Origin of the sequence: Rhizobium metallidurans, from assembly GCF_014196505.1 — a bacterium.
Classification (GTDB): Bacteria; Pseudomonadota; Alphaproteobacteria; order Rhizobiales; family Rhizobiaceae; genus Rhizobium; species Rhizobium metallidurans.
This window is the reverse complement of the sequence record NZ_JACIDW010000001.1, coordinates 669,394-690,239: the sequence shown is the minus strand read 5'-3', so window position 1 is coordinate 690,239 and position 20,846 is coordinate 669,394. Positions and strand designations below refer to the sequence as shown.

18 protein-coding genes are annotated in these 20,846 nt (G+C 62.8%); 8 read left to right on the top strand and 10 right to left on the bottom strand.

Going from position 1 to position 20,846, the window contains the following annotated elements:
* Positions 1-2: 2 nt before the first annotated feature.
* Together GGQ67_RS03000 and GGQ67_RS02995 are read right to left on the bottom strand one after the other, a co-directional pair.
* Positions 3-1,013, bottom strand: coding sequence for a substrate-binding domain-containing protein (locus GGQ67_RS03000; protein WP_183898677.1), 1,011 nt, complete (start codon positions 1,011-1,013; stop codon positions 3-5).
* A 146-nt stretch (positions 1,014-1,159) separates the two neighbouring features.
* Positions 1,160-2,179, bottom strand: a complete 1,020-nt coding sequence (locus tag GGQ67_RS02995; protein WP_183898676.1) for a substrate-binding domain-containing protein — start codon at positions 2,177-2,179, stop codon at positions 1,160-1,162.
* Positions 2,180-2,309: 130 nt separating this feature from the next.
* Between GGQ67_RS02995 and GGQ67_RS02990 the strand changes: the two genes are divergently transcribed.
* The 4 genes from GGQ67_RS02990 to GGQ67_RS02975 all read left to right on the top strand — a co-directional run bounded on the left by GGQ67_RS02990 (position 2,310) and on the right by GGQ67_RS02975 (position 7,264).
* Complete coding sequence (locus GGQ67_RS02990) at positions 2,310-2,624, top strand: MocE family 2Fe-2S type ferredoxin (RefSeq protein WP_183898675.1); 315 nt, start codon at positions 2,310-2,312, stop codon at positions 2,622-2,624.
* Between the two features lie 31 nt (positions 2,625-2,655).
* Positions 2,656-3,882: an NAD(P)/FAD-dependent oxidoreductase gene (locus GGQ67_RS02985; protein WP_183898674.1), complete on the top strand. Its 1,227-nt coding sequence runs from the start codon at positions 2,656-2,658 to the stop codon at positions 3,880-3,882.
* Positions 3,883-3,950: 68 nt separating this feature from the next.
* Positions 3,951-4,979 carry a sterol desaturase family protein gene (locus GGQ67_RS02980; RefSeq protein ID WP_183898673.1) on the top strand — a complete coding sequence of 343 codons (1,029 nt, stop codon included), beginning with the start codon at positions 3,951-3,953 and terminating at the stop codon, positions 4,977-4,979.
* Between the two features lie 164 nt (positions 4,980-5,143).
* Positions 5,144-7,264, top strand: a complete 2,121-nt coding sequence (locus GGQ67_RS02975; RefSeq protein ID WP_183898672.1) for a carboxy terminal-processing peptidase — start codon at positions 5,144-5,146, stop codon at positions 7,262-7,264.
* 30 nt (positions 7,265-7,294) lie between these two features.
* Here the strand turns inward: GGQ67_RS02975 and GGQ67_RS02970 are convergent, their stop codons facing one another.
* From GGQ67_RS02970 to GGQ67_RS02950, 5 genes are all read right to left on the bottom strand, one after another.
* On the bottom strand, positions 7,295-8,224 hold the full coding sequence (locus GGQ67_RS02970) for a nucleoside hydrolase (RefSeq protein WP_183898671.1): 930 nt from the start codon (positions 8,222-8,224) through the stop codon (positions 7,295-7,297).
* Between the two features lie 4 nt (positions 8,225-8,228).
* Positions 8,229-9,278 carry a quaternary amine ABC transporter ATP-binding protein gene (locus GGQ67_RS02965; protein ID WP_183898670.1) on the bottom strand — a complete coding sequence of 350 codons (1,050 nt, stop codon included), beginning with the start codon at positions 9,276-9,278 and terminating at the stop codon, positions 8,229-8,231.
* Positions 9,271-10,158, bottom strand: a complete 888-nt coding sequence (locus GGQ67_RS02960; RefSeq protein ID WP_183898669.1) for an ABC transporter permease subunit — start codon at positions 10,156-10,158, stop codon at positions 9,271-9,273. Before GGQ67_RS02960 ends, GGQ67_RS02965 begins: the two co-directional genes overlap by 8 nt.
* Positions 10,159-10,327: 169 nt before the next feature.
* Positions 10,328-11,326 carry a glycine betaine ABC transporter substrate-binding protein gene (locus GGQ67_RS02955; RefSeq protein WP_183898668.1) on the bottom strand — a complete coding sequence of 333 codons (999 nt, stop codon included), beginning with the start codon at positions 11,324-11,326 and terminating at the stop codon, positions 10,328-10,330.
* A gap of 196 nt (positions 11,327-11,522) precedes the next feature.
* Positions 11,523-12,557 carry a LysR substrate-binding domain-containing protein gene (locus GGQ67_RS02950; RefSeq protein ID WP_210279500.1) on the bottom strand — a complete coding sequence of 345 codons (1,035 nt, stop codon included), beginning with the start codon at positions 12,555-12,557 and terminating at the stop codon, positions 11,523-11,525.
* Positions 12,558-12,936: 379 nt separating this feature from the next.
* Here GGQ67_RS02950 and GGQ67_RS02945 point away from each other — a divergent pair, with 379 nt between their 5' ends.
* The 3 genes from GGQ67_RS02945 (at position 12,937) to GGQ67_RS02935 (ending at position 16,181) form a co-directional block, all read left to right on the top strand.
* Positions 12,937-13,638, top strand: coding sequence for a carbonic anhydrase (locus GGQ67_RS02945; RefSeq protein ID WP_183898666.1), 702 nt, complete (start codon positions 12,937-12,939; stop codon positions 13,636-13,638).
* A 5-nt stretch (positions 13,639-13,643) separates the two neighbouring features.
* Positions 13,644-15,311, top strand: a complete 1,668-nt coding sequence (locus GGQ67_RS02940) for a SulP family inorganic anion transporter (protein WP_183898665.1) — start codon at positions 13,644-13,646, stop codon at positions 15,309-15,311.
* Positions 15,312-15,503: 192 nt separating this feature from the next.
* On the top strand, positions 15,504-16,181 hold the full coding sequence (locus GGQ67_RS02935; RefSeq protein WP_183898664.1) for a dimethylsulfonioproprionate lyase family protein: 678 nt from the start codon (positions 15,504-15,506) through the stop codon (positions 16,179-16,181).
* Positions 16,182-16,294: 113 nt separating this feature from the next.
* Here GGQ67_RS02935 and tdh read toward each other — a convergent pair whose 3' ends face one another.
* From tdh to GGQ67_RS02920, 3 genes are all read right to left on the bottom strand, one after another.
* On the bottom strand, positions 16,295-17,320 hold the full coding sequence (tdh, locus tag GGQ67_RS02930; RefSeq protein ID WP_183898663.1) for an L-threonine 3-dehydrogenase: 1,026 nt from the start codon (positions 17,318-17,320) through the stop codon (positions 16,295-16,297).
* A 25-nt stretch (positions 17,321-17,345) separates the two neighbouring features.
* The gene (locus GGQ67_RS02925; RefSeq protein WP_183898662.1) at positions 17,346-18,545 is read right to left on the bottom strand and encodes a glycine C-acetyltransferase; all 1,200 of its coding nucleotides are present in this window, start codon (positions 18,543-18,545) and stop codon (positions 17,346-17,348) included.
* A gap of 64 nt (positions 18,546-18,609) precedes the next feature.
* The gene (locus GGQ67_RS02920) at positions 18,610-19,179 is read right to left on the bottom strand and encodes a helix-turn-helix domain-containing protein (RefSeq protein WP_183898661.1); all 570 of its coding nucleotides are present in this window, start codon (positions 19,177-19,179) and stop codon (positions 18,610-18,612) included.
* Between the two features lie 276 nt (positions 19,180-19,455).
* On the opposite strand from GGQ67_RS02920, the gene GGQ67_RS02915 reads away from it, so the two are divergent.
* Positions 19,456-20,532, top strand: coding sequence for an NAD/NADP octopine/nopaline dehydrogenase family protein (locus GGQ67_RS02915; RefSeq protein ID WP_183898874.1), 1,077 nt, complete (start codon positions 19,456-19,458; stop codon positions 20,530-20,532).
* Positions 20,533-20,846 lie beyond the last annotated feature (314 nt).

Genomic DNA, 20,846 nt, shown 5'->3' with positions numbered 1-20,846 from the left:
CGTTAGATTTCCCGGTCTCCACCACAGGACTGGCGAACGACCAGCTTGCATGGAAGCTTGCGCAGGCCGGCTTCCACAGACCGTCCCTCGGCAAGATCCAAGATCGTCAGCCCGGCCGTGCGGCCGAGCTCCTTCAAATTCATGTCGACCGTGGTCAGCGCCGGCCGCGTCTGGTCGGCGAAGATCTCCCAGTTGTCGAAACCGACGATCGAAACGTCCTCGGGCACGCGCACGCCCCGCTCGCGCAAGGCGTCCACCACGCCTCTGGCGATCTGATCGTTGCCACAGAAGATGCCGTCGGGCGTTGGCTTTTCATCATCCCAGAGCAGGGCGACGGCTTCGTGACCCCATCCCTCGGTCCATGTGCCGTGCATGACGACGGCCCCAGCGCCGACGGCCTGGCGAAAGGCATCGGCACGCTCGACGGCCGAGACGAAACTGTCGGGACCGGTCACGTGGACGATTTTTCGACGGCCGACCTTGCGAAGCCGCTCGACGGCGAGACGGGCGCCGTCGGCATCATCGGCCGTCAGCACCACGCTGCCCGGCACGCCCTCGGTGAAGGCGTAGACGACGGGCACCGGCAGGCCAGCGAGATCGACCGGGAGAGACCTGTCGATCCGCTTGCCCGTCGCGATGATGCCATCCACCTGCTTGTCCAGCATGGCGTCGACATGAACCTTGGCGAGTTCGGGATCATCCTCGATCGCGCAGAGGAAAACCGAAACGCCGTGATCGACCAGCGCCTCCGATATCCCCGACATCAGCGGCAGGGTGAAGCGACCATAGGTATCGTTGGTGAGCAGCCCGACCGTGAAACTTCTGTTGAAGAGAAGGCTGCGCGCCAGCGCATTCGGCCGGAAGCCGACATCGGCGGCGATCGACTTGATCTTCTCGCGCGTCTCCGACGCCATCCGGCCGGTGTCGTTCAGCGCTTTCGACACGGTCGAAACGCTGACGCCCGCCGCCCTGGCGACGTCATGAATTGTGACACGGCTGCTTCGAGCGACCACGCGATTTCCTCCCTCTCGCGGAGGTGAGAAAAGCGTTTCCCAAACATAAAGTCAACGTGAGAAAACGTTTTCTCATCATTTTCCCAATTTCGGGGACGGGGTAGCGCCTGGCCCGATAACAAAGGTCGAAGGGCCAGCAACGGCGATCATTCGAGCCGTACATTCTCGCCGATGAAAATCCGTGGCCTCTGGGGCGGCGTTATGTCTTCGCTGGCGAAGCGGCCGGCGTGGTGGAGGTGGATTTCGATGGCGCGCCGCGCCTCCATGAAAGGCTCGCGGTCGATGATCGCGTCGACGACACCTTCGTCCATCAACGCCACCCGCTCCGGCGTCACCGTGTGGGTGATGACGCAGACGGACTGGTCCTTGCCGATGGCCTTCAGCTCCTCGGCGAGCACGGGATTGCCCACCGACATGTTGTAGACGCCGCGCAGCGCGGGGTGGCGGCGCAGCAGAGCGCGGAAGTCCTTGCGAATATTCTCCTGCTCGTAGCTCTGAAACGTCTCGACCACCCGGCAGTTCGGATGCTTCCGGCCCAGGGCGTCGTGGAAACCCGCCGCGCGCTGGTCGTGCTCCAGCAACCGATGGAGACCGACGATGACGACCACGTCGCCGCCGGCGTCACCCAGGAAACGCCCCATCAGCGCGCCTGCCGTGCGCCCTTCCTGAACCGCGTTCGATCCGACATAGGCGATACGGCCGGTGCCCGGCAGGTCGGAGGCGACGGTGACGATGGGCAGCTTGCGCGACAGCTCGTCCACCTTCGCGGTCACTTCGGGATCGTCGAACAGGATGACGACAAGGCCGTCGCACTCGGCCGCGGCCCTCGCCAGCGTCCTGATCGCCGCGTCGGCCCTGATCTGCTCGAAGTACCAGAAGGTGACGCGGATATTGTAACGCTTGTATTGCTGCGCCGAGCGCACGAAGCCCTCGCGCAGCTTGACGTAATACGAGTTCACGTTGTTCTGCAGCAGCACGCCGATCCGCAGGATGCGCGTCGGCATCATCGTGAGCGCGCGGTCGACGCCGAGCGCTCTCGCGGTCTCGATGACCAGTTGCTCGGTCTTCGGCTTCACGCCGCCACGGCCGTTCAGCACCCGATCGACGGTGATCCGGCTGACGCCGGCCGCCGCCGCGACATCATCCATGCTCGGCTTTCTCGCCACGACATCCTCCCTCGCTCCCACGTCGGCGAGCTTAGAGAATGATGCATTTGCGTCAATATTCGCGTTGCGCCACGCCGCGTGTGGACGGATATTTTCATCCTGTCTGGAGGCGTGAAGGGAGGCACACATCATGAGCTGGATATCAGCCTGTCGTCTTGACGACATCGAGCAGGAAGGCGTCATCCGCTTCGACCATGGCGGCCGCACCTACGCGGTCTACCGCTCGCCCGAGGACGAGGTTTTCTGCACCGACGGTCTCTGCTCGCACGAGGCCATTCACCTCGCCGACGGCCTCGTGATGGATTACGAGATCGAATGTCCCAAGCATTCGGGCGCCTTCGACTATCGCACCGGCACGCCGCGCCGGCCGCCGGCCTGCAAGAGCCTCAACACCTATCAGGCGAAGATCGAAGCGGGCGAAGTGCTGCTCGCGATCCCCGCCTGACGGCCAGCGAACGGGTCGCACGGAGACATCCATGTCCTCTATCGTTATCATCGGCGCCGGCGAATGCGGCGGACGTGCCGCGCTGCAGCTGCGCGAGCGCCATTTCGACGGCACCATCACGCTCGTCGGCGCGGAAGCGCTTCATCCCTACGAGCGTCCGCCGCTGTCGAAAAACGGTATCCTAGAGGGTGCTGGGCCGAAATTCGTCATGGATGCCGAGGGCTACGACAAGCGGGGTATCGATCTTCGCCTGGGTGTCAACGCGACCGGGATCGACCGGCCCGGCAAGACCGTCGCCCTCTCGGACGGAACGAAGCTCACCTACGACAAGCTGCTGCTGGCGACCGGCGCCCGCCCGCGTCCGTTCCCCGGCATCGCCGAACGCTCCGAGCGCGTGCTGACGCTTCGCACCCATGCCGATGCGCTGGCGATCCGGCGGCATCTGCATGAAGGTAGCAGGCTTGCGATCGTCGGCGGCGGCTTCATCGGCCTCGAGCTCGCGGCGATCGCGCGCGGGCTGGGCGCCAGCGTCACGCTGATCGAGGGCCTTTCCCGTATCCTCTCGCGCGGCGTGCCCGAGGATATCGCGCATGCGGTTGCCGCGCGCCACAAGGCGGCCGGCGTCGAGATCCTTTGCGAGAGCCGGATCGAGACCTTTAAGATCGGCGCCGACGGCGTGTCGATCTGCCTGGCCGGGGGACGGACGATCGATGCCGATATCGCGGTGATCGGCATCGGCTCGATCCCCAACGTCGCGCTCGCGCAAGAGGCGGGGCTTGCGATCGACAACGGCATCATGGTCGACGACCATCTCAGGACCTCCGACCCCGACATTTTCGCCGCCGGCGACTGCTGCTCCTTCCCCATCCCCGTTTATGGCGGTCGCCGCGTCCGGCTCGAATCCTGGCGCAGCGCCCAGGAGCAGGCGATGCTCGCGGCGGCCAATCTCACAGGCGCGGACGAACGGATCAGCGCCGTGCCGTGGTTCTGGTCGGATCAATACGAGCTGACGCTGCAAGTGGCCGGCCTTGCCGAGGGCGCCGTCATCTCCGTGCGGCGAGAGGTCGGCGAAGACGCCTTCATCATCTTCCAGATCGGCGCCGACGGGCGGCTGCTTTCGGCGAGCGGCATCGGTCCCGGCAACGGCGTCGCCCGCGACATCCGGCTGGCGGAAATGCTGATCGCCTCGGGCAGGACTGTCGATCCCACGGCGCTCATGCAGGCCGAGGTCAAGCTGAAATCGCTGCTGGCGGCCTGAGCGCGGCGCGACCGATGCCGGGGAAAATCCGGCTCCATCCATTCAATCACGCATGCGGGAGGCAAGTCATGGACGATTCGAAATTCGGCAAGAGAGACAAGAGAGGGCACTGGAGGCCCGATGGTGTCCTGACGCCCGCGCCGGTCTTCGTGCTGCCGCCGAGCCCGTTGAAATTCCTGAAATGGCTGCCGAACTATTTCTTTCCGTGGAACGCCTTCTTCATGGTCACGGCGGCGATCTTCTGGTTTTTCCTGACGCCCGGGACCGAGACGACGCGCACCTTCTCCGCCGGCTGGATAGCGCTTGTCTTCGCGCGCAATCTCGCGGCGTTCTTCATTTTCTACGGCGTGATCGAGCTTCGGCTCTACAAGCTTCGCCGCCAGGAAAGCCGCTTCAAGTACAATCCGAACTTCCCCGCCGACAAGAAGAACACCGCCTTCCTCTTCGGCTCGCAGGCCTATGACAGCATCATCCGCGGCGTCGGCACCGGCGTCACGATCTGGACCGCGATCGAGGTGGTGACGCTCTGGGCATTTTCGAACGACTACGTGCCGATGGCGACGTTCAGGGACAATCCGGTCTGGCTCGCCTTGATCGTGCTCTTCGTGCCTGTGTTTCACGAGGCCTATTTCTTCGCGATCCACCGCGCGCTGCACATTCCCGCCCTCTACAGGCTCGTGCATTCGGTGCATCACAACTCGGTCAATCCCTCGCCCTGGTCATCGCTCGCCATGCACCCGGTCGAGCACCTGCTGTTCTTCGGTGAGGCGCTGATCCATCTGGTGATCTTCTCGCATCCGCTCGTCGCCATCTACAATCTGCATTCGCTGGCGCTTGGCGCGGTCGTTGGCCATGTCGGCTTCGACAAGATCGAGGCGGGCGAGGAAGGCGGGCTCGATACTCACGCCTATGCCCACTACCTCCATCACAAGTATTTCGAGGTGAACTATGCCGACGGCCTCATCCCCTTCGACAAGTGGTTCGGCACCTGGCACGACGGCACCAGGGATGGCGACGAGGCGATGAACGCGCGCTGGCAGAAAAAGATGGAGCGCGAGAACGCCCGCAAGGCAGCTCGGGAAGGAAACCAGGCATGAGACGCAGGCGAAAACACCGTTCGCCTCCCGGCCATCTCACCAAAAGTTGTAGATGATATCGACGTCAGCATTCATCCGTCCAATCAACCCGGTTGCTAAAAAACCATAATTGCTCCACCTAGATTGTAGACAAACGCGAGCAGTCGGAATTGGATCAGAGCTTGATGCGCATTAAATACGGTTTCCTCGGCATTCTCCTGGCGATTGCGCCCACGGCCTATGCGCTGGACATGGGATCGGTGCCTGTTCTGGCGCCGCGGAAAAACCAGGAGCAGGCGGCCCAGCTGAGCTCGCAGTTTCTGACGCGCTACAGCTATCGGCCCGTCGCGCTCGACGACAGCCTCTCCGTCAAGATCATGGATCGCTTCATCAAGTCGCTCGATCCGGATCGGATGATCTTCCGGCAGTCCGACATCGACACCTTCATGGCCGACAGCACCAAGATCGACGACGCCATCAAGAAGGAAGACCTCAAGATCCCGTTTTCCATCTTCAACGTCTACGAGCAGCGCATCGTCGATCGCATGACCTATGCCCGCGACCTGCTGAAGAATGGTTTCGATTTCACCACGCAGGAAGACTACGCCCTGGTGCGCGACAAGGAGCCCTGGCCGCAATCCGACGCCGACAGCAACGATCTCTGGCGCAAGCGGGTGAAGGCCGACTGGCTGCGGCTGAAGCTCGGCGGCCAGACCGAGGCCACCATTCGCGACACGCTCGACAAGCGCTACAAGAACGCGCTCGAGCGCGCCTATAAATACAAGAGCGAAGACGTCTTCCAATCGTTCATGGGCGCCTACTCGACGTCGATCGACCCGCATACCGACTATTTCGGCGCCACCGCTTCCGCCGATTTCGATATTTCGATGAAGCTCTCGCTTGTCGGCATCGGCGCGGTGCTGCAGGAACGCGACGACTACACGACGATCCGCGAACTCGTCCCCGGCGGCCCGGCGCAACTCTCCGGCAAGCTCGCGGTCGGCGACCGCATCACCGGTGTCGGCCAGGGCGCCGACGGTCCGATCAAGGAAGTGATGGGCACGCGCCTCGACGAGGTCGTGCAGTTGATCCGCGGCGCGAAGGATTCGGTCGTGCGCCTGGATATCCTGCCGGCCGACGCCGGCGCGGATGGCGGTCGTCGCATCATCAGCCTTGTGCGCGACAAGATCAGCCTCGAAAAGCAGGCCGCCAAGAAGACCGTTCTCCCGGTCAAGGACGGTGACATCACGCGTAACATCGGCGTCATCACGCTGCCGGCCTTCTACGAGGACTTCGAAGCCCGCCGCAAGGGCGAGAAGGACTACAGGAGCGCCAGCCGCGACGTCGCCAATCTGCTGACCGAACTGAAGCAGGACAATGTCGACGGCGTGCTGATCGACCTGCGCAACAATGGCGGCGGTTCGCTTGCCGAAGCGATCGAGCTTACCGGTCTCTTCACCGGCAAGGGTCCGGTCGTTCAGCAGCGCAGCGCCGACGGCAAGGTCGAGGTTCAAAGCGACGACCTGCCGACGCCGGCATGGACCGGTCCCGTCGGCGTATTGATCAATCGCGGGTCTGCCTCGGCATCGGAGATCTTCGCCGCCGCCATCCAGGACTATGGCCGTGGCGTGATCATCGGCGAACCGAGCTTCGGCAAGGGAACCGTGCAGACCGTGGTCAATCTCGACGAGGTGGCGCGCAGCGAGAAGCCGAAATTCGGCGAGCTGAAGCTGACGATCGCGCAGTTCTTCCGTGTCAACGGCGGCACCACGCAGCTGCGCGGCGTGACCCCCGACATCAACCTGCCGGGGCTCTCCGATCCGAAGACCTTCGGCGAGACCAGCTACGACAACGCGCTTCCCTGGGCGCAGATCAAGCCGGCGCGCTACAAGCCGTCGGGCAACCTCAAGGCGGAACTGCCGAAGCTGCAGGCCCTTCACGACAAGCGCGTGGAGAGCGACCCGGACTTCCAGCGCCTTCTCGAGGATGTCGCCGAACTGAAGTCACAGCGCGACAAGGGTGTGATCTCGCTGAACGAAGCCGAGCGCCGCAAGGAGCTGGCCGCGCGTGAAAGCCGGTTGAAGGCACGCGCGCAGCTGGACGGCGACGTCGACACAAGCAATGACGACGGCTTGCAATCCAACGAGCGCAGCCTGACGGCCGACATCGCGCTTGAGAACGCCCGCAAGAAGGCGAAGGACGTGCTGCTGAACGAAGCCACCGCCATCCTGTCCGACGCGGCTGGCCTGCAGGCGGGCGCGATCAACGGAAAGTCGGGTCAACTCGGCAAGGCCGGCGGCAAGTAAAGTCGGCGCGGCGCGACTGCCCGAGGATTTTCAACCTCGGGCAAGCGCTGCGGCAAGCAGACCATAAAAGGCGTTCTTGTCGGCACCGGTCAGCCAATGGGCATTGGCGGGCCGCCCTGTCACCGCGTTCACGTCCACGATGGTCTGGCCATAGGCAAGCCCCGGCGCGGTCCCGATCTCCACATTGACATCCCTGCCGGCAAAGATCTCGGGCGCGAGAAGCCATGCGATGACCGCGGGGTCGTGTAGCGGGCGCGGCGCGCCTGCCCTGGCATAGGCCTCGTAAAGCCTGAGGAGGCCCTTTACCTCGGCATTGATGCGGTTGTTGGTCGCGGTGAGGCGCTCCAGCTCCCGTGCCGTGACGAGAAACGTCTTCGTCACGTCCAGCGAGGCGACCACCTTGCGTACGGGTGCCGCGAAAACGCGCGCGGCGGCGTGCGGATCCACGAAGACGTTGAATTCCGCCACCGCATTCATGTTGCCGCCCTGCGACGCTCCCGCCATCATCACGATCGCCTTCAGGCGGCCGGCGATTTCAGGATGCTTGGCGAGCGCCAGCGCGATGTTCGTCAACGGCCCGAGCGCGCAGATCGTCACCTTGCCGGGCGGATTGGCGAGAACCGTCTCGATGATCCAATCGGCTGCGAACTCCGACCGTGGCTCGACCGCCGAAGGCGGCAGGTCCCAACCGGCGGTGATCGCCTCGCCGTGGAGGACGTCGGCGGTGACGAGTTCCCCGACGAGCGGCGCGGCGGCGCCCATGAAGACCGGCACATCCTCGCGGCCCGCCAGCGCCAGCACCTTGAGCGCATTCGCCGCCGTGCTTTTGACGCTGATGTTGCCGCAGACCGCCGTGATGCCAAGCACCTCCAGCGCATCCCCGTGCGCAAGGGCGAGCAGGATCGCCAACGCGTCGTCCTGGCCGGGATCGGTGTCGATGATGATGGATTGTCTCGACACCGGATCAGCCCGCTTCTTGCATGTTCGGGATCATCACGGAGACGATCCGGTTGAGCGAAACGCGCCCGATAACGACGCCGTTTCCATCGACGACATCAGCGGCATCGGCGCCCGATGCGGCGATCTTGCGGGCCGCGTCCTGCAGCATGTCATCGCGGTTCACCACCACGCCGTTTGAAGCGCCGCCGCCCGCCGTCATCGCCGTATCCACGCGGACAACGCGCCCCCGGTTGACCTCCTGGACGAAGCGCCGGATGTAGTGGTTCGCGGGCGTCAGCACGATTTCCTCGCTTGTCCCCTGCTGCACGAGCTCGCCGTCGCGGAGAACCGCGATACGGTCGCCAAGCTTGAGCGCTTCATCGAGGTCGTGCGTGATGAAGATGATCGTCTTGCGGACTTCCCGTTGAATTTCCAGCAGGACATCCTGCATTTCGACGCGGATCAGCGGGTCGAGTGCGGAAAACGCCTCGTCCATCAACAGGATCGGTGCATCGACGCAGAGCGCGCGGGCGAGGCCGACGCGTTGCTGCATGCCGCCCGAAAGCTCGTTCGGGTACTTGGCCTCGAACCCTTCCAAACCGACCCGCTTCAGCCAGTGCATGGCGATATCGACACGCCGCGCCGGCGCGACCCTTTGCAGCTCAAGCCCATACATCGCATTTTGAAGCACGGTACGGTGCGGAAGGAGGCCGAACTTCTGGAATACCATCGCCGTGTTCTTGCGACGAAACGCGATCAGCTGCTTTTCGTCGAGATCAAGGACATTGCTGCCGTCGATGATGAGCCGCCCCGCGGTCGGTTCGATCAAGCGATTGATGTGGCGGATGAGAGTGGACTTGCCGGAGCCGGAAAGGCCCATGACGACCTGCAGGCATCCCGCCGGTATGTCGAGGTTGATGTCGCGCAGACCGAGGATATGGCCGTGCGACTGGATGAGTTCGGTCTTGCTCATGCCGGCCTGGACCTGCGGCACGAACCGCTCCGGCGATTGCCCGAAGATCTTGTAGAGGCCTTCGATCCTGATGGCCAAGCCCCTGCTCGATGGCTCAGTCATGGCTCGCTCCCTTGTGCTTCTGCAGACGCTGGCCGAACGCCTGGCTGACGCGATCGAAAATGACGGCTGTTCCGACGATCGCCAGCCCGTTGAAGATGCCCAGCGTGAAATACTGGTTGGCGATCGCCTTCAGCACCGGTTGCCCCAATCCCTGCACGCCGATCATCGCCGCGATCACGACCATGCCGAGCGCCATCATGATCGTCTGGTTGACGCCGGCCATGATTGTCGGAAGCGCAAGCGGCAGCTGCACCGTGAGCAGCTTCTGCCGCTTCGACGAACCGAACGCGTCGGCGGCCTCGAGAATTTCCTTGTCGACAAGCCGGATGCCGAGATTTGTCAGCCGGATGATCGGCGGAATGCTGTAGATGACGACAGCGATGAGGCCCGGCACGCGCCCGATGCCGAGAAGCATCACGACCGGTATCAGATAAACGAAACTCGGCATGGTTTGCATGACATCGAGGATCGGCAGGATGACGCGCTGGACACGATCGGAACGCGCCGCCGCAATGCCGATCGGCAGGCCGATAACGACCGCCAGGACACTGCAGACGAAGATCATCGAAATGGTCTTCATCGTATCGTCCCACATGTCGAAGAGCCCGATCAGGACCAGAATGGAGACGCAACCCACGACCAGTTTGACGCTTCGGCTTGCGAGCCACGCAAGCAAGGCGACAAAGGCAAGAACGAGCGGCCACGGCATGCCGACGAGAAACCGTTCGCACCAGCTCAAGCTCACCTGGAGAGGATAGAAGAGAAAATCGGCGGTCGATCCAAGCGACCGCGCGACGTCCCGAAACCAGGAATCGATCGCGAGCTTGAGCGCGGTCAGATAGCCTCTGTCCAGATTCGGAAATGAAAGAAACCAGTTCACGTTTCGCACCTTGTCTAGGAAGATTTGGGCAGCACGGCGCCAGCGCGCGTGAACCTTCGATCACGGCAACATGTCGACCCGGCAGTCGGGGCTGTATGTAGAAGCTGGTGCGTGCCGGCGTGGTGACGGGCCGCCCGGCGGCGACCCGTCACACCCGTGGCCTTCGTGGTCAGAGCGCCGACTTTACCTTCTCGGCAACGTCCGGCGAGACCCACTTGGTCCAGATGTCAGGATTTTCGGTGAGAAAATACTGCGCGGCGTCTTCGCCCTTGGCCTGATTTTCGTTCATCCAGGCGAGCACCTTGTTGATCGTATCGGCCTTCAACTCACGCTTCTTCAGGTAGTCGATGGCGTCGCCGCCCGCTTCGGAAAACTTCTTCGAAACAAGCGTCTTGATGTTGTCCGATGCGGTCCAGGCATTGGGCTTCGGATCGGCGCATTCGGCAACCGCGGTGCAGCGCTTCCACTCTTCCGGGTCGTTCGCGACACCGAGATCGACCTTGACCATGTCATATCGGCCGAGCAGCCCCGTGGGCGACCAGTAATAGGCGATGATGCCCTGCTTGCGTTCGTAGGCGCGCGAGATCGCGCTATCGAGGCCGGCAAGCGAGCCGGGATCGATCAGATCGAACTTGTAGTCGGCCATCTTGTTGGCCTTGTAGAGTTGCGCCGTCACGATCGTCGCGCCCCATCCCGGCGCGCCGTTGTAGATGCCGCCGCGGGAAGGATTTTCCGGGTTGGCGAAAAGCTCGGGATTCTTCAGCACGCCGGCAAGGGTCGCCAACTGCGGATCCTTGTCGACCATGTATTTGGGAATCCACAGACCCTGGTTGCCGGCGTCGGACAGCGGATCGGAGACGGCGACGATCTTGCCGGTCTCCACGCCTTCCTTGTAGAGCGCCGGAACGACATCGACGGCACCCTCGGGAATGATATCCGGCTGGCCTTTCTCGATCATCGCGGTGATCGCCGGCACGGTGTCGCCCGCCACCAGATTGGCGTTGCAGCCGAAGCCCTTGTTCAGAATGAACTTGTCCATGGCTGCAAGGAATTCCGCCGACATGGAGCTCATATCGGCAATCGTGATATCCTCGCATGACGCTGCTTGCGCCTGCTGAGCGGCAAAAAGTGAGATTGCGCCGACGGCGACCAGACCAATAATTTTCATCGCAGTTCCTCCTATTAAATGCGACGGAGGTTGCCTCCATGGGTGGCGTCGATGAAGGTCGACATCGCCTCGGAGAACCGCAATACCTGTATTGACCGCGGAACCTGAACAACCAACGGACATCTATTTATCACTGCTTATATGTCGCGTATCGCGCAAAAAAATCACCCGCCGTTGATCTGCCGGGTCAAATTCATCAGGGGGATTGCGGACGCGCCTGTTCGCGAAGCCACATCTGGAAGGTCTTTGCCGCCGGGGACAGTGGCTTCCTGTCGCTCCAGGCAATGCAGAAGCCGATGGGATCGACAACCGCGAGATCGGAAAAGCGCACGAGCTTTCCCTGACCGATCAAGGGCTCGACCATCGCGTTCCATCCGAGCGCCAGCCCCTGATTTTCCGCCGCGGCGGCGAGGAGGACGGTGTACTTGGCGAAGCGCTGCCCGCGCAGTCCTTTATGGGCAATCGAGTTGGACTGCAGGAAATCGTGCCAGCTGGGCCAATTGGGCACGATCCAGTCGAGATGCAGAAGCGGAAGCTGCCAGATGAGCGAGGACGGCACATCGCTGTGCCTTTCCGCGAACGCCGGTCCGCAAACCGGATAGATCACGTCGTCGTATAACGGCTCGCTGCTCTCGTTCGGCCATCCGCCATTCGCCGGGCGGACGAAGAGGTCGACTTCCGCATTGCGATAGTCGCCCACCTTGTCCGGTATCAGGTAGTTCACCGTTATATTCGGGAAGCGGCGCGAGAAATCCGACATGCGCGGAATGAGCCAAAGGGTGGCGAACGCCTCGGTACAGGAAAGTGTAACGGACTCTTCCGGCTTGTCGGTGGTGATCGTGCGGATCGTTTCCGACCATTGCGAGAAGCTGGAGGAGATTTCCGCGAAGAGATCCTGCGCGGCGGCGGTCAGTTGCACACCGTTTCTGTCGCGGATGAAAAGTCGAATGCCGAGCTCGTCCTCAAGCGCCTTCACCTGCCGGCTGATCGCGCCTTTCGTGACATTCATCTCCTCGGCCGCGCGACTGAAGCTCGCGAGCCGGGCGGTCGCCTCGAAGACCGCTAAACTGGTAAGTGGCGGAAGCCCGTAATATTTCCGTACGATCTTCTCTGTCTCCCAACCCAGGACCACGGAAAGATTTAACGCATGGCCCGGGATTCGCAACAGCCATTCTCGTCGGAGGTCAGCGGGGTGGTTCTCGTGTTCTCGCGCACTCGAGCGGACGGACATCGGCGGATGCCAGAAGCGCCCATAAGGCAGTGTCCGCGCTCACGCACACACGCGGCCGCCGGCGATGGCTGGCGACGGGAACTCGCGCTCCCGGACAGACGGACCGGCCCGATCAGAACCCCACGGAACCAACGAAATTGGGGGCCGCCGGCTCTTGCCGGCCGAAAAACCTGTCATCGACGTTGCTCGCGAAGCCGTGACAACGGCTCTGAATATCCTCGCAAAAACGTTATTGGCCGCCGCAATTTATGCTGCATTGCGACATAATCTGCCTCAATCCCCATGTTTTTCTCGCAGGTGCGAAGCAATCGCTTTCCTTTAACCCCACCGGACGGAGGAACTCTTTTCCTGCCATCCGGGCCAGACTGAGGAACAGAGCATGGGTGATCTCCTGAAAGGTATTTCCAGTTTTCGCGGTGCGGTTTTTCCCGACAATTCAGCTCTCTACGAGAAGCTGGCGCGCGAGGGGCAAAGCCCGCAAGCGCTGATGATTTCATGCGCGGACAGCCGGGTCATGCCGGAAACGATCACGCAATCAGGGCCCGGCGAGCTGTTTGTCTGCCGTAACGCCGGCAACATCGTTCCGCCCTTCCAGACCATGAACGGTGGCGTGTCTTCGGCCATCGAATATGCCGTTGTCGCGCTTGGGGTGCGCGACATCATCGTCTGCGGTCATTCCGACTGCGGCGCCATGAAGGGGCTGTGCCATCCGGAACTGCTCGAACCGATGCCCAACGTCGCGGCCTGGCTGAAACATAGCCATGCCGCCTATTCGATCGTCTGCGAGGCCTATCCGAAGACGATCGAGGATAGGGACCGGATCCGGGCGGTGGCCATGGAAAACGTGCTCGTTCAGCTCGATCACCTGCGCACGCATCCCTCCGTCGCCGCCAAGCTCGCCAGGAACGAGGTGACGCTGCATGGATGGTTCTTCGATATCGAAACAGGAAACGTGCTGATCTACGACGGGACGGCATCGCGCTTCATCGAGATCGAGGAGGGGCATCCGCTGCCCGTCGCCGTCACCGGCCGCGAGGTACCCCACGTCGTTCCCACCCTGGCGGCAATCACGGCGGAGTGACGCGCATGGCAGATATCAGCTCCCGCACATCCGCTCCGGGCGGACCGAAGCCCTCGACCGCGCTTGCCGATTTCGCATCCTCGGTCGTCGTCTTCCTTGTCGCCATCCCGCTTTGCCTCGGCATCGCGGTTGCCTCGGGCGTGCCCGTGGCCATGGGTCTCGTGTCCGGCATCGTCGGCGGCATCGTCGTCGGCCTGCTGGCCGGCTCTCCTCTGCAGGTCTCCGGGCCGGCGGCCGGTCTCGCCGTCATCGTCTTCGGCTTCGTCGACCGATACGGCCTCGCCGCGCTCGGTCCCGTTGTCGTGGCGGCCGGCGCCTTGCAGATTCTGGCAGGATTTTTCCGGATCGGCTCGTGGTTCAGGGCAATCTCGCCCGCCGTGGTCCATGGAATGCTGGCCGGCATCGGCATCCTGATCGTTCTCGGCCAGATCCACGTGCTGATGGGCTCGAAGCCGGCGGCCGGCGGTATCGACAACGTCGCCGCGATGGATGAAAGCGTGGCCGCGCTCTTCAATCACGCGGAGCCCGTGGCGAACGCCGCCAGCCAGGCCGCCGCGGCGGTGCCGGCCAGCCCGACGGCTGCTGATACCGATGCCCTTCCCGTCTGGATGGCCGATATCTTCACGACCGAAGCCCTCGCGCTGATGATCGGCGTTGCATCGCTGCTGGCCATGATCGGCTGGGAGAAGCTGCGCCCGGCACGGCTGAGGCTGGTGCCCGGCGCGCTGGTCGGCGTCGGCTTCGGCACGCTTCTGGCGGTGGTCTTCAACCTTCCCATCGCTAGGGTTCAACTGCCCGCCTCACTGCTCGACGGGATTTCGGTGCCGGCGGCGGCGGACTTCCTACGGCTGACGGAACCAGGCATATTCGTCACCGTGCTGGTCATCGCCGTCATCGCCAGCGCCGAAACGCTGCTTTCGGCGGCCGCCGTGGACCGCATGCACGACGGCGTCCGGACCCGCTTCAACCGGGAGCTTTTCGCCCAGGGCGTCGGCAACGGCATTTGCGGCATGCTCGGCGCGTTGCCGATTACCGGCGTCATCGTCCGCTCCTCGGCCAACGTGCAGGCGGGGGCGAAGACCCGCGCTTCCGCCGTCATGCACGGCGTCTGGGTGCTGGCCCTTGTCGCGCTGCTGCCGCAATTGCTCGGCGTCGTGCCGCTGACGGCGCTCGCCGCCGTTCTGCTCGTCACCGGGTGCCGGCTGGTCAGCCTGCATCACGTCCGCCACCTCTTCGATCACCACGGCTGGGTGCCCGTCGGCATCTGGCTGGCGACGGTGGCGATGATCGTCACGCAGGATCTGCTGATCGGCGTCGGCATCGGTCTGGCATTGTCGATCATGGAGATCGCTCCGCACCTGCGGCGCCGGCTCCGCATCGAAAGCCGCGAGGAAAACGGGGCGATCGCTCTCACTCTGGACGGCGCGGCCACCTGCAAGGACCTGCCTGCCCTGCTCGACACGCTTGAAAGCCTGCCGTCGAACCGCAACGTGCAGCTCGTCGGCCGCGATCTGCACTTCGTCGATCATACCAGCGCCGAGACGATCAGCGACTGGGTGAAGCGCGAGGCCCGCGCCGGGCGCAAGATGGAGTTCATCCATCCGCGGCACGAAGACCGCCACAAGCGCCTGGGCCCTCTCTTCCACCGCCTCGACGCGGAAGCGAGAGCCTGACGAACCGACACGGCTCCGGCGGCCTCGTTGGGCCGCCGGAGGGATGGACAGGAAGAATTTTCTGATCCGGCGACCATATGGCGGGTTCGATGGGGCTTGCTTCGGTATCGCGATCACGGTTACCACGGCTGCGACGAAGGTGCCGGATCATCTGAACGACCGTGAAAAGCAGCCGCATGTGGATCGCAGACAATGAATAAGAAAACCGACCACTCCGCCGACCTCCTTGTGACGGAGAAAGACGGTGTGGTGGCAAGGCTCGCCGTGCGCGGCGGGGTTCGTCGTCCGGATGCCCTACAGGGCTTTCTGAATGCCTTTGCCTCGGCGATGCTCTCCGCCGACGCCTGCCCGACGGCAAGCTTTATCGCGGGAAAGGTGCTTCAGCGGACAGAACGAACGGGTGTCTTCAATCTCGAGGAAACGGCGCAGCGCAAGCAGACGTTTGACAGCGCCCTGCGTCACGCCAGACAATCAAGCTCGCCTCACGGGCGCCTTGCGGCCGAACTCGCCCAGCTCAGCCGATATGTCGTCTGGCAAAGCGGCCGGTCGGGTCCATTCGCAAGCGTGAACTTCTCCAAGGCCCATGCGCACAGCGTCCTGGTTGGTCCGTCGGGCATCGAAACGCGCCCGGACATTCGCATTTGCTTGATCCTCATGGAACCATACACGCGGTTTCCCGATAATGTGCAGGCCCGCTCCAAGGCCTTCGTGCTTCTGAGCCCCTCTGAGATTTGCATCGATGGCGATGCGTGGCTAAGGGCTGACGCCGGGTCGGTGTTTTCGGTCGAGGCCGGACAGGCATTCGCGATACGATGCACGTCTCAGCCGTTGCTCGCCATATGGTGCCAGCTTGAGGAAGGCTTCAAGTAGCCCGCCCGACGTGCCCTTCAAGGTTCCACGATCGCGACGCGTTGCGCGTCACATCCGGCTTGGCCGACGGCTGGCCGGAAGGCCCACCGCAAGCCAACCCGTCGGTGACCCCGTCACTGCCATTCAAGCACGACCTTGCCCGAGTTTCCGCTCCGCATGATGTCGAAACCGCGCTCGAAATCCTGAACCGCCATTCGATGGGTTATGACCTTTCGGACGTCCAATCCGCTCTGCAGCATCGAGAGCATCTTGTGCCAGGTTTCGAACATCTCGCGCCCGTAAATTCCCTTGATGACAAGCATCTTGAACACGATCCTGGTCCAGTCCACCGTCGTCGGCCCACTTGGGATTCCGAGCATCGCGATCTTGCCGCCGACAACCATGTGATCGACCATCTGATTGAATGCCGCGGGAGAACCGCTCATCTCGAGACCGACGTCGAACCCCTCCTTCATGCCAAGTCGCCGGGTTACGGAACCGAGGTCTTCGGCCGAGACATCGACCGGCTGTACATCGGCGACCTGCCCGGCCAGGGAGAGGCGATAGGGGTTGACGTCGGTGATGACGACGTGGCGGGCACCCGCATGCCGGGCGACGGCCGCCGCCATGATGCCGATCGGCCCGGCGCCGGTGATCAGGACGTCCTCGCCCACGAGATCGAAGGACAGCGCGGTGTGGACCGCGTTGCCCAGCGGATCAAGGATCGCGCCCAGTTCGTCATCGATCTCATCCGGCAAGGGAATGACGTTGAAGGCCGGCACCTTGACGAACTCGGCGAACGCTCCGGGGATGTTGACCCCGATGCCGGCGGTATCGGGTGCGAGATGGAACTTGCCGCCGCGCGCGGCGCGGCTACCGAGGCCGATCACATGCCCCTCTCCCGAAACCCGCTGGCCGACAGCAAGCCCGCGCACAGCCGATCCGAGCTGGACGATTTCGCCCGCGTACTCGTGTCCGACCACCATCGGCACCGGGATCGTCTTGGCCGCCCACGAATCCCATGAAAATATGTGGATATCGGTTCCGCATATTCCGGTCTTCCTGACGCCGATCAGGACGTCGTCGGGGCCGATCTCCGGCTCCGGTTGATCCTGAAGCCACAGGCCTGGCTCCGCCTTCGCCTTTACAAGTGCTTTCACGTTGGTTTCCTTGGATTTGAAGGGTTCAGATCAGCCCGATCGCCTTGCCGGCGTCCGCGAATATGTCGATCGCGATCGTGACGTCGTCTTCCGTCAGCGCCGCCGACATCTGCGTCCGAATTCGCGCCTTTCCCTTGGGCACGACAGGATAGAAGAATCCGGAGACGTAGACGCCGCGCTCATCGAGCGCCCGGGTCATCTCCTGGGCGACGGGCGCTTCGTGGAGCATGACAGGTATGATCGGCGTCTCGCCTGGAATGAGCTCGAAGCCGGCGGCCTCCAGGCCGGCGCGGAACCGTGCGGAATGGCTGCGAAGGACAGCGCGGCGGTCGTCAGCGCCGATCGCGATCTCGATCGCTTTCAGCGAACCGGCGGCGACGGCCGGTGCAAGACTGTTGGAAAACAGGTAGGGTCTGGCGCGCTGGCGCAGGAGGTCGATCACGGGCTGATCGGCCGCAACATATCCGCCCATCGCGCCACCGAGGCTTTTGCCCAGTGTGCCGGTGAGAATATCGACGCGCGACCCCACGCCCGTGAGCGACGCCGTCCCCATGCCCTTCTCACCGATGTGACCCGTGGCATGACAATCATCGACCATCACAAGCGCGCCGTAACGCCCGGCGAGTTCGCAGATCTCAGGCAGTTTCGCGACATGGCCATCCATGGAGAACACCCCATCGGTGGCGATGAGCTTGAACCGTGCCCCGTCCCGGTCGGCCTCCTTCAGCCTTGTCTCGAGCTCGTCCATGTCGCCATTGGCATAACGATAGCGTTTGGTTTTCGTCAGACGAATTCCGTCGATGATCGAAGCATGGTTCAGCGCATCCGAGATGATGGCGTCTTCCGGGCCGAGCAACGGCTCGAACACGCCGCCATTGGCGTCGAAGCAGGCTGCGAACAGGATGGCGTCGTCCTTTTGCAGGTAGGCGGCGATCGCCTTTTCAAGTTCGCGGTGAAGCGTCTGCGAGCCACAGATGAAGCGGACCGAGGCCATCCCGAAGCCGAACCTGTCGAGCCCGTCCTTCGCGGCGGCTACGATGTCGGGGTGATTGGCCAGTCCGAGATAGTTGTTCGCGCAGAGATTGATCGCCCGGCGCGTTTCATCTGAGGAAACAACCTCGATGCGCCCTCCCTGGGGGGACGCCATGAGGCGTTCACGTTTGTAGAGACCGTCGCTCTCGATATCCGCGAGCACGCTTTTGATATGGTCTAGAAAGGTCGACATCGGACACTCCGTCTGATTGGAGATTCCGATATATAGGATATATATTTTTCAGTATAGTGGATTTTTATCGATAGACGAGCATCAGCATGCCGCGCGCGATCTTGGCCGACTTGTTTGCAATATGATGAGGGACATCAGCGGGATAACGCGCGGTCTCACCGGATTTCATGTCCTTTGTCGTGCCTCCGCTGGCGATCTCGAAGCCACTTGTCAGGGCAGTGAAATGCTCGAACGCACCGGGCGCATGGGGAGCGCTGTCAAGAATTCCGCCGGGCTGGATTTCGACTTCGTACCACTCGGTGCTTCCCGCCATTCGCGCGGGGCTCAGGATCCTCAACCGGCAGCGTCCGTCGTCGCTTCGTATTTCCGGCGTATGCGCCGTACTCTGTATTTCGATCGGGCTTGGCTCGACCGGCGCGGTGCCGCCTTCGAGCAAATCGGCGAAGTCGATCTTCAAGGCCCTCGTCAGGTTCCAGACCACGGCGAAGGTCGGATTGGCCTGACCGCGCTCGATCTGCGAAAGCATCGATTTCGAGACCCCCGAAACCGCGGAGAGTTGCGCGAGGGTGAGGTTTCTGCTCTTTCGCTGGCGCTGGAGCAAAGGGCCGAGTTGCGGTGTGTTGATGTTTTCCATGGTTCAGGATATTGCATTACAGGATACTGGATATAAAACACGATTTTTCGGCTCATGTCGAGTGCACGGCATTCCGAAACCTCAATCCACCACGGAGACGTTCTGCCGGCAATCAAAGCATTCGCGACGCTACCGGGTCAAGCCGCCGACAAATGTCCGGGCGGCGTGGCGCGCGGCGATCTCGACATCGGATTGACCGGCCCGATATCGAAAATCTTTCACAGTCCGACGACGACAGTTTTGCCCCATAACGACAGATTTGAATGGAGAGGTCCCATGCGCGTAAGCATTCTCGGAGCAGGAGCAATTGCCTTTGGCGTTGCCGCCTACCTGTCGAAGGAGGGTTTCAGCCCGACCCTGTGGTCACCATCCGGAGAACGCACACGCGCACTTGCTTCGGGAGAGCCGCTGGTCGCGACGGGCGCTGTCGAAACCACGGCCACCGTGCGCGTGGCCGGGGAATGCCGGGAAGCCGTCGAGGACGCCGACGTGGTCATGATCGCGCTCCCTGCCTATGGCCACAAGAAGGTCATCGACGCGGCCGTCCCCTACCTGAAGGCCGGAACGCCGGTGATCATCAGCTCGCACAGCTCTTTCGGCGCGCTTTACCTCTCGCAGCGGCTTGCCCGTCGGCAGGTGAGCCTCCCCATCATCGTGTGGGGCACAACACTGGTCACCGGCAGACAGAGCAGTGCCACCAGCGTTCAGGTGGCGACGGTCCGGCAAAAGCTCGACGTGGCGACCCTGCCCGCGAGCGCCGCCGACGAAGGCTTCGAGCTGTGCACCAAACTTTTCGGCGACCGCTTCGTTCGCCGGGACGGCCTCCTTGCCATCGCCCTCAGCAATCTCAACCCGCAGAACCATCTCGGCATCGCGCTTCTCAACCTGACGCGCATGGAGAAAGGCGAGACATGGAGCCAAGGCGGCAATGTTACGCCCGCGGTGGGGCGCTTCATCGAAGCGCTCGACGCGGAAAGGCTCGCGATCGCCGGTCACTTCGGAGTTTCGGTCCGCACGGTCGAGGAACATTTTTCGCTGTCGTTTCATGTGCCGATGGGCACCGTCTCGGAGATGAACCAGGAAATGGACCGACAGGGGCGCGGCGGCCTTGGGCCGACAACAATCGAAAGCCGCTACATTCTCGAGGACTTTCCATTCGGGATCTTTCCGACCGCGGTCCTGGGGAAGATCATCGGCCGGCCCGCTGTGCTTCACGAGTCCGGCATTTCGATCATGTCCGCGGCCTATGGCCGTGACCTGACCGCCGACAACGATCTTCTTCCGGCGCTTTCGATCGAAGGCATGTCGGCGGAGGATCTGCAAAGCATTTGCCGAAACGGCTACCAGGGCTGAACGGCATCCCGTCGTCATAGCCGCACGGCCATAGACACGCGACTATCAAGCCCGCGGCCACGGCGGCACCGGCCATAGGCGCGGAGTACGGCATTGGCTTCGTACTCCGCGCTCATCGCGGCGTCGAGCCGACCCGGCCCGCGCAAGGACGTCCAAACTCACTTTTCCTCAAAGGCTCAAGCCCGGCGCAGGCACCTGCGCATCGGGCATTTTCGCATGTGGATACCTGCCTAGCGGGCAAAAACAGTGCCGTACACCGGAGTGCCGTTTCCGCTTGACAGATATCAAAAGTGAATGGAATGATACCACTCATT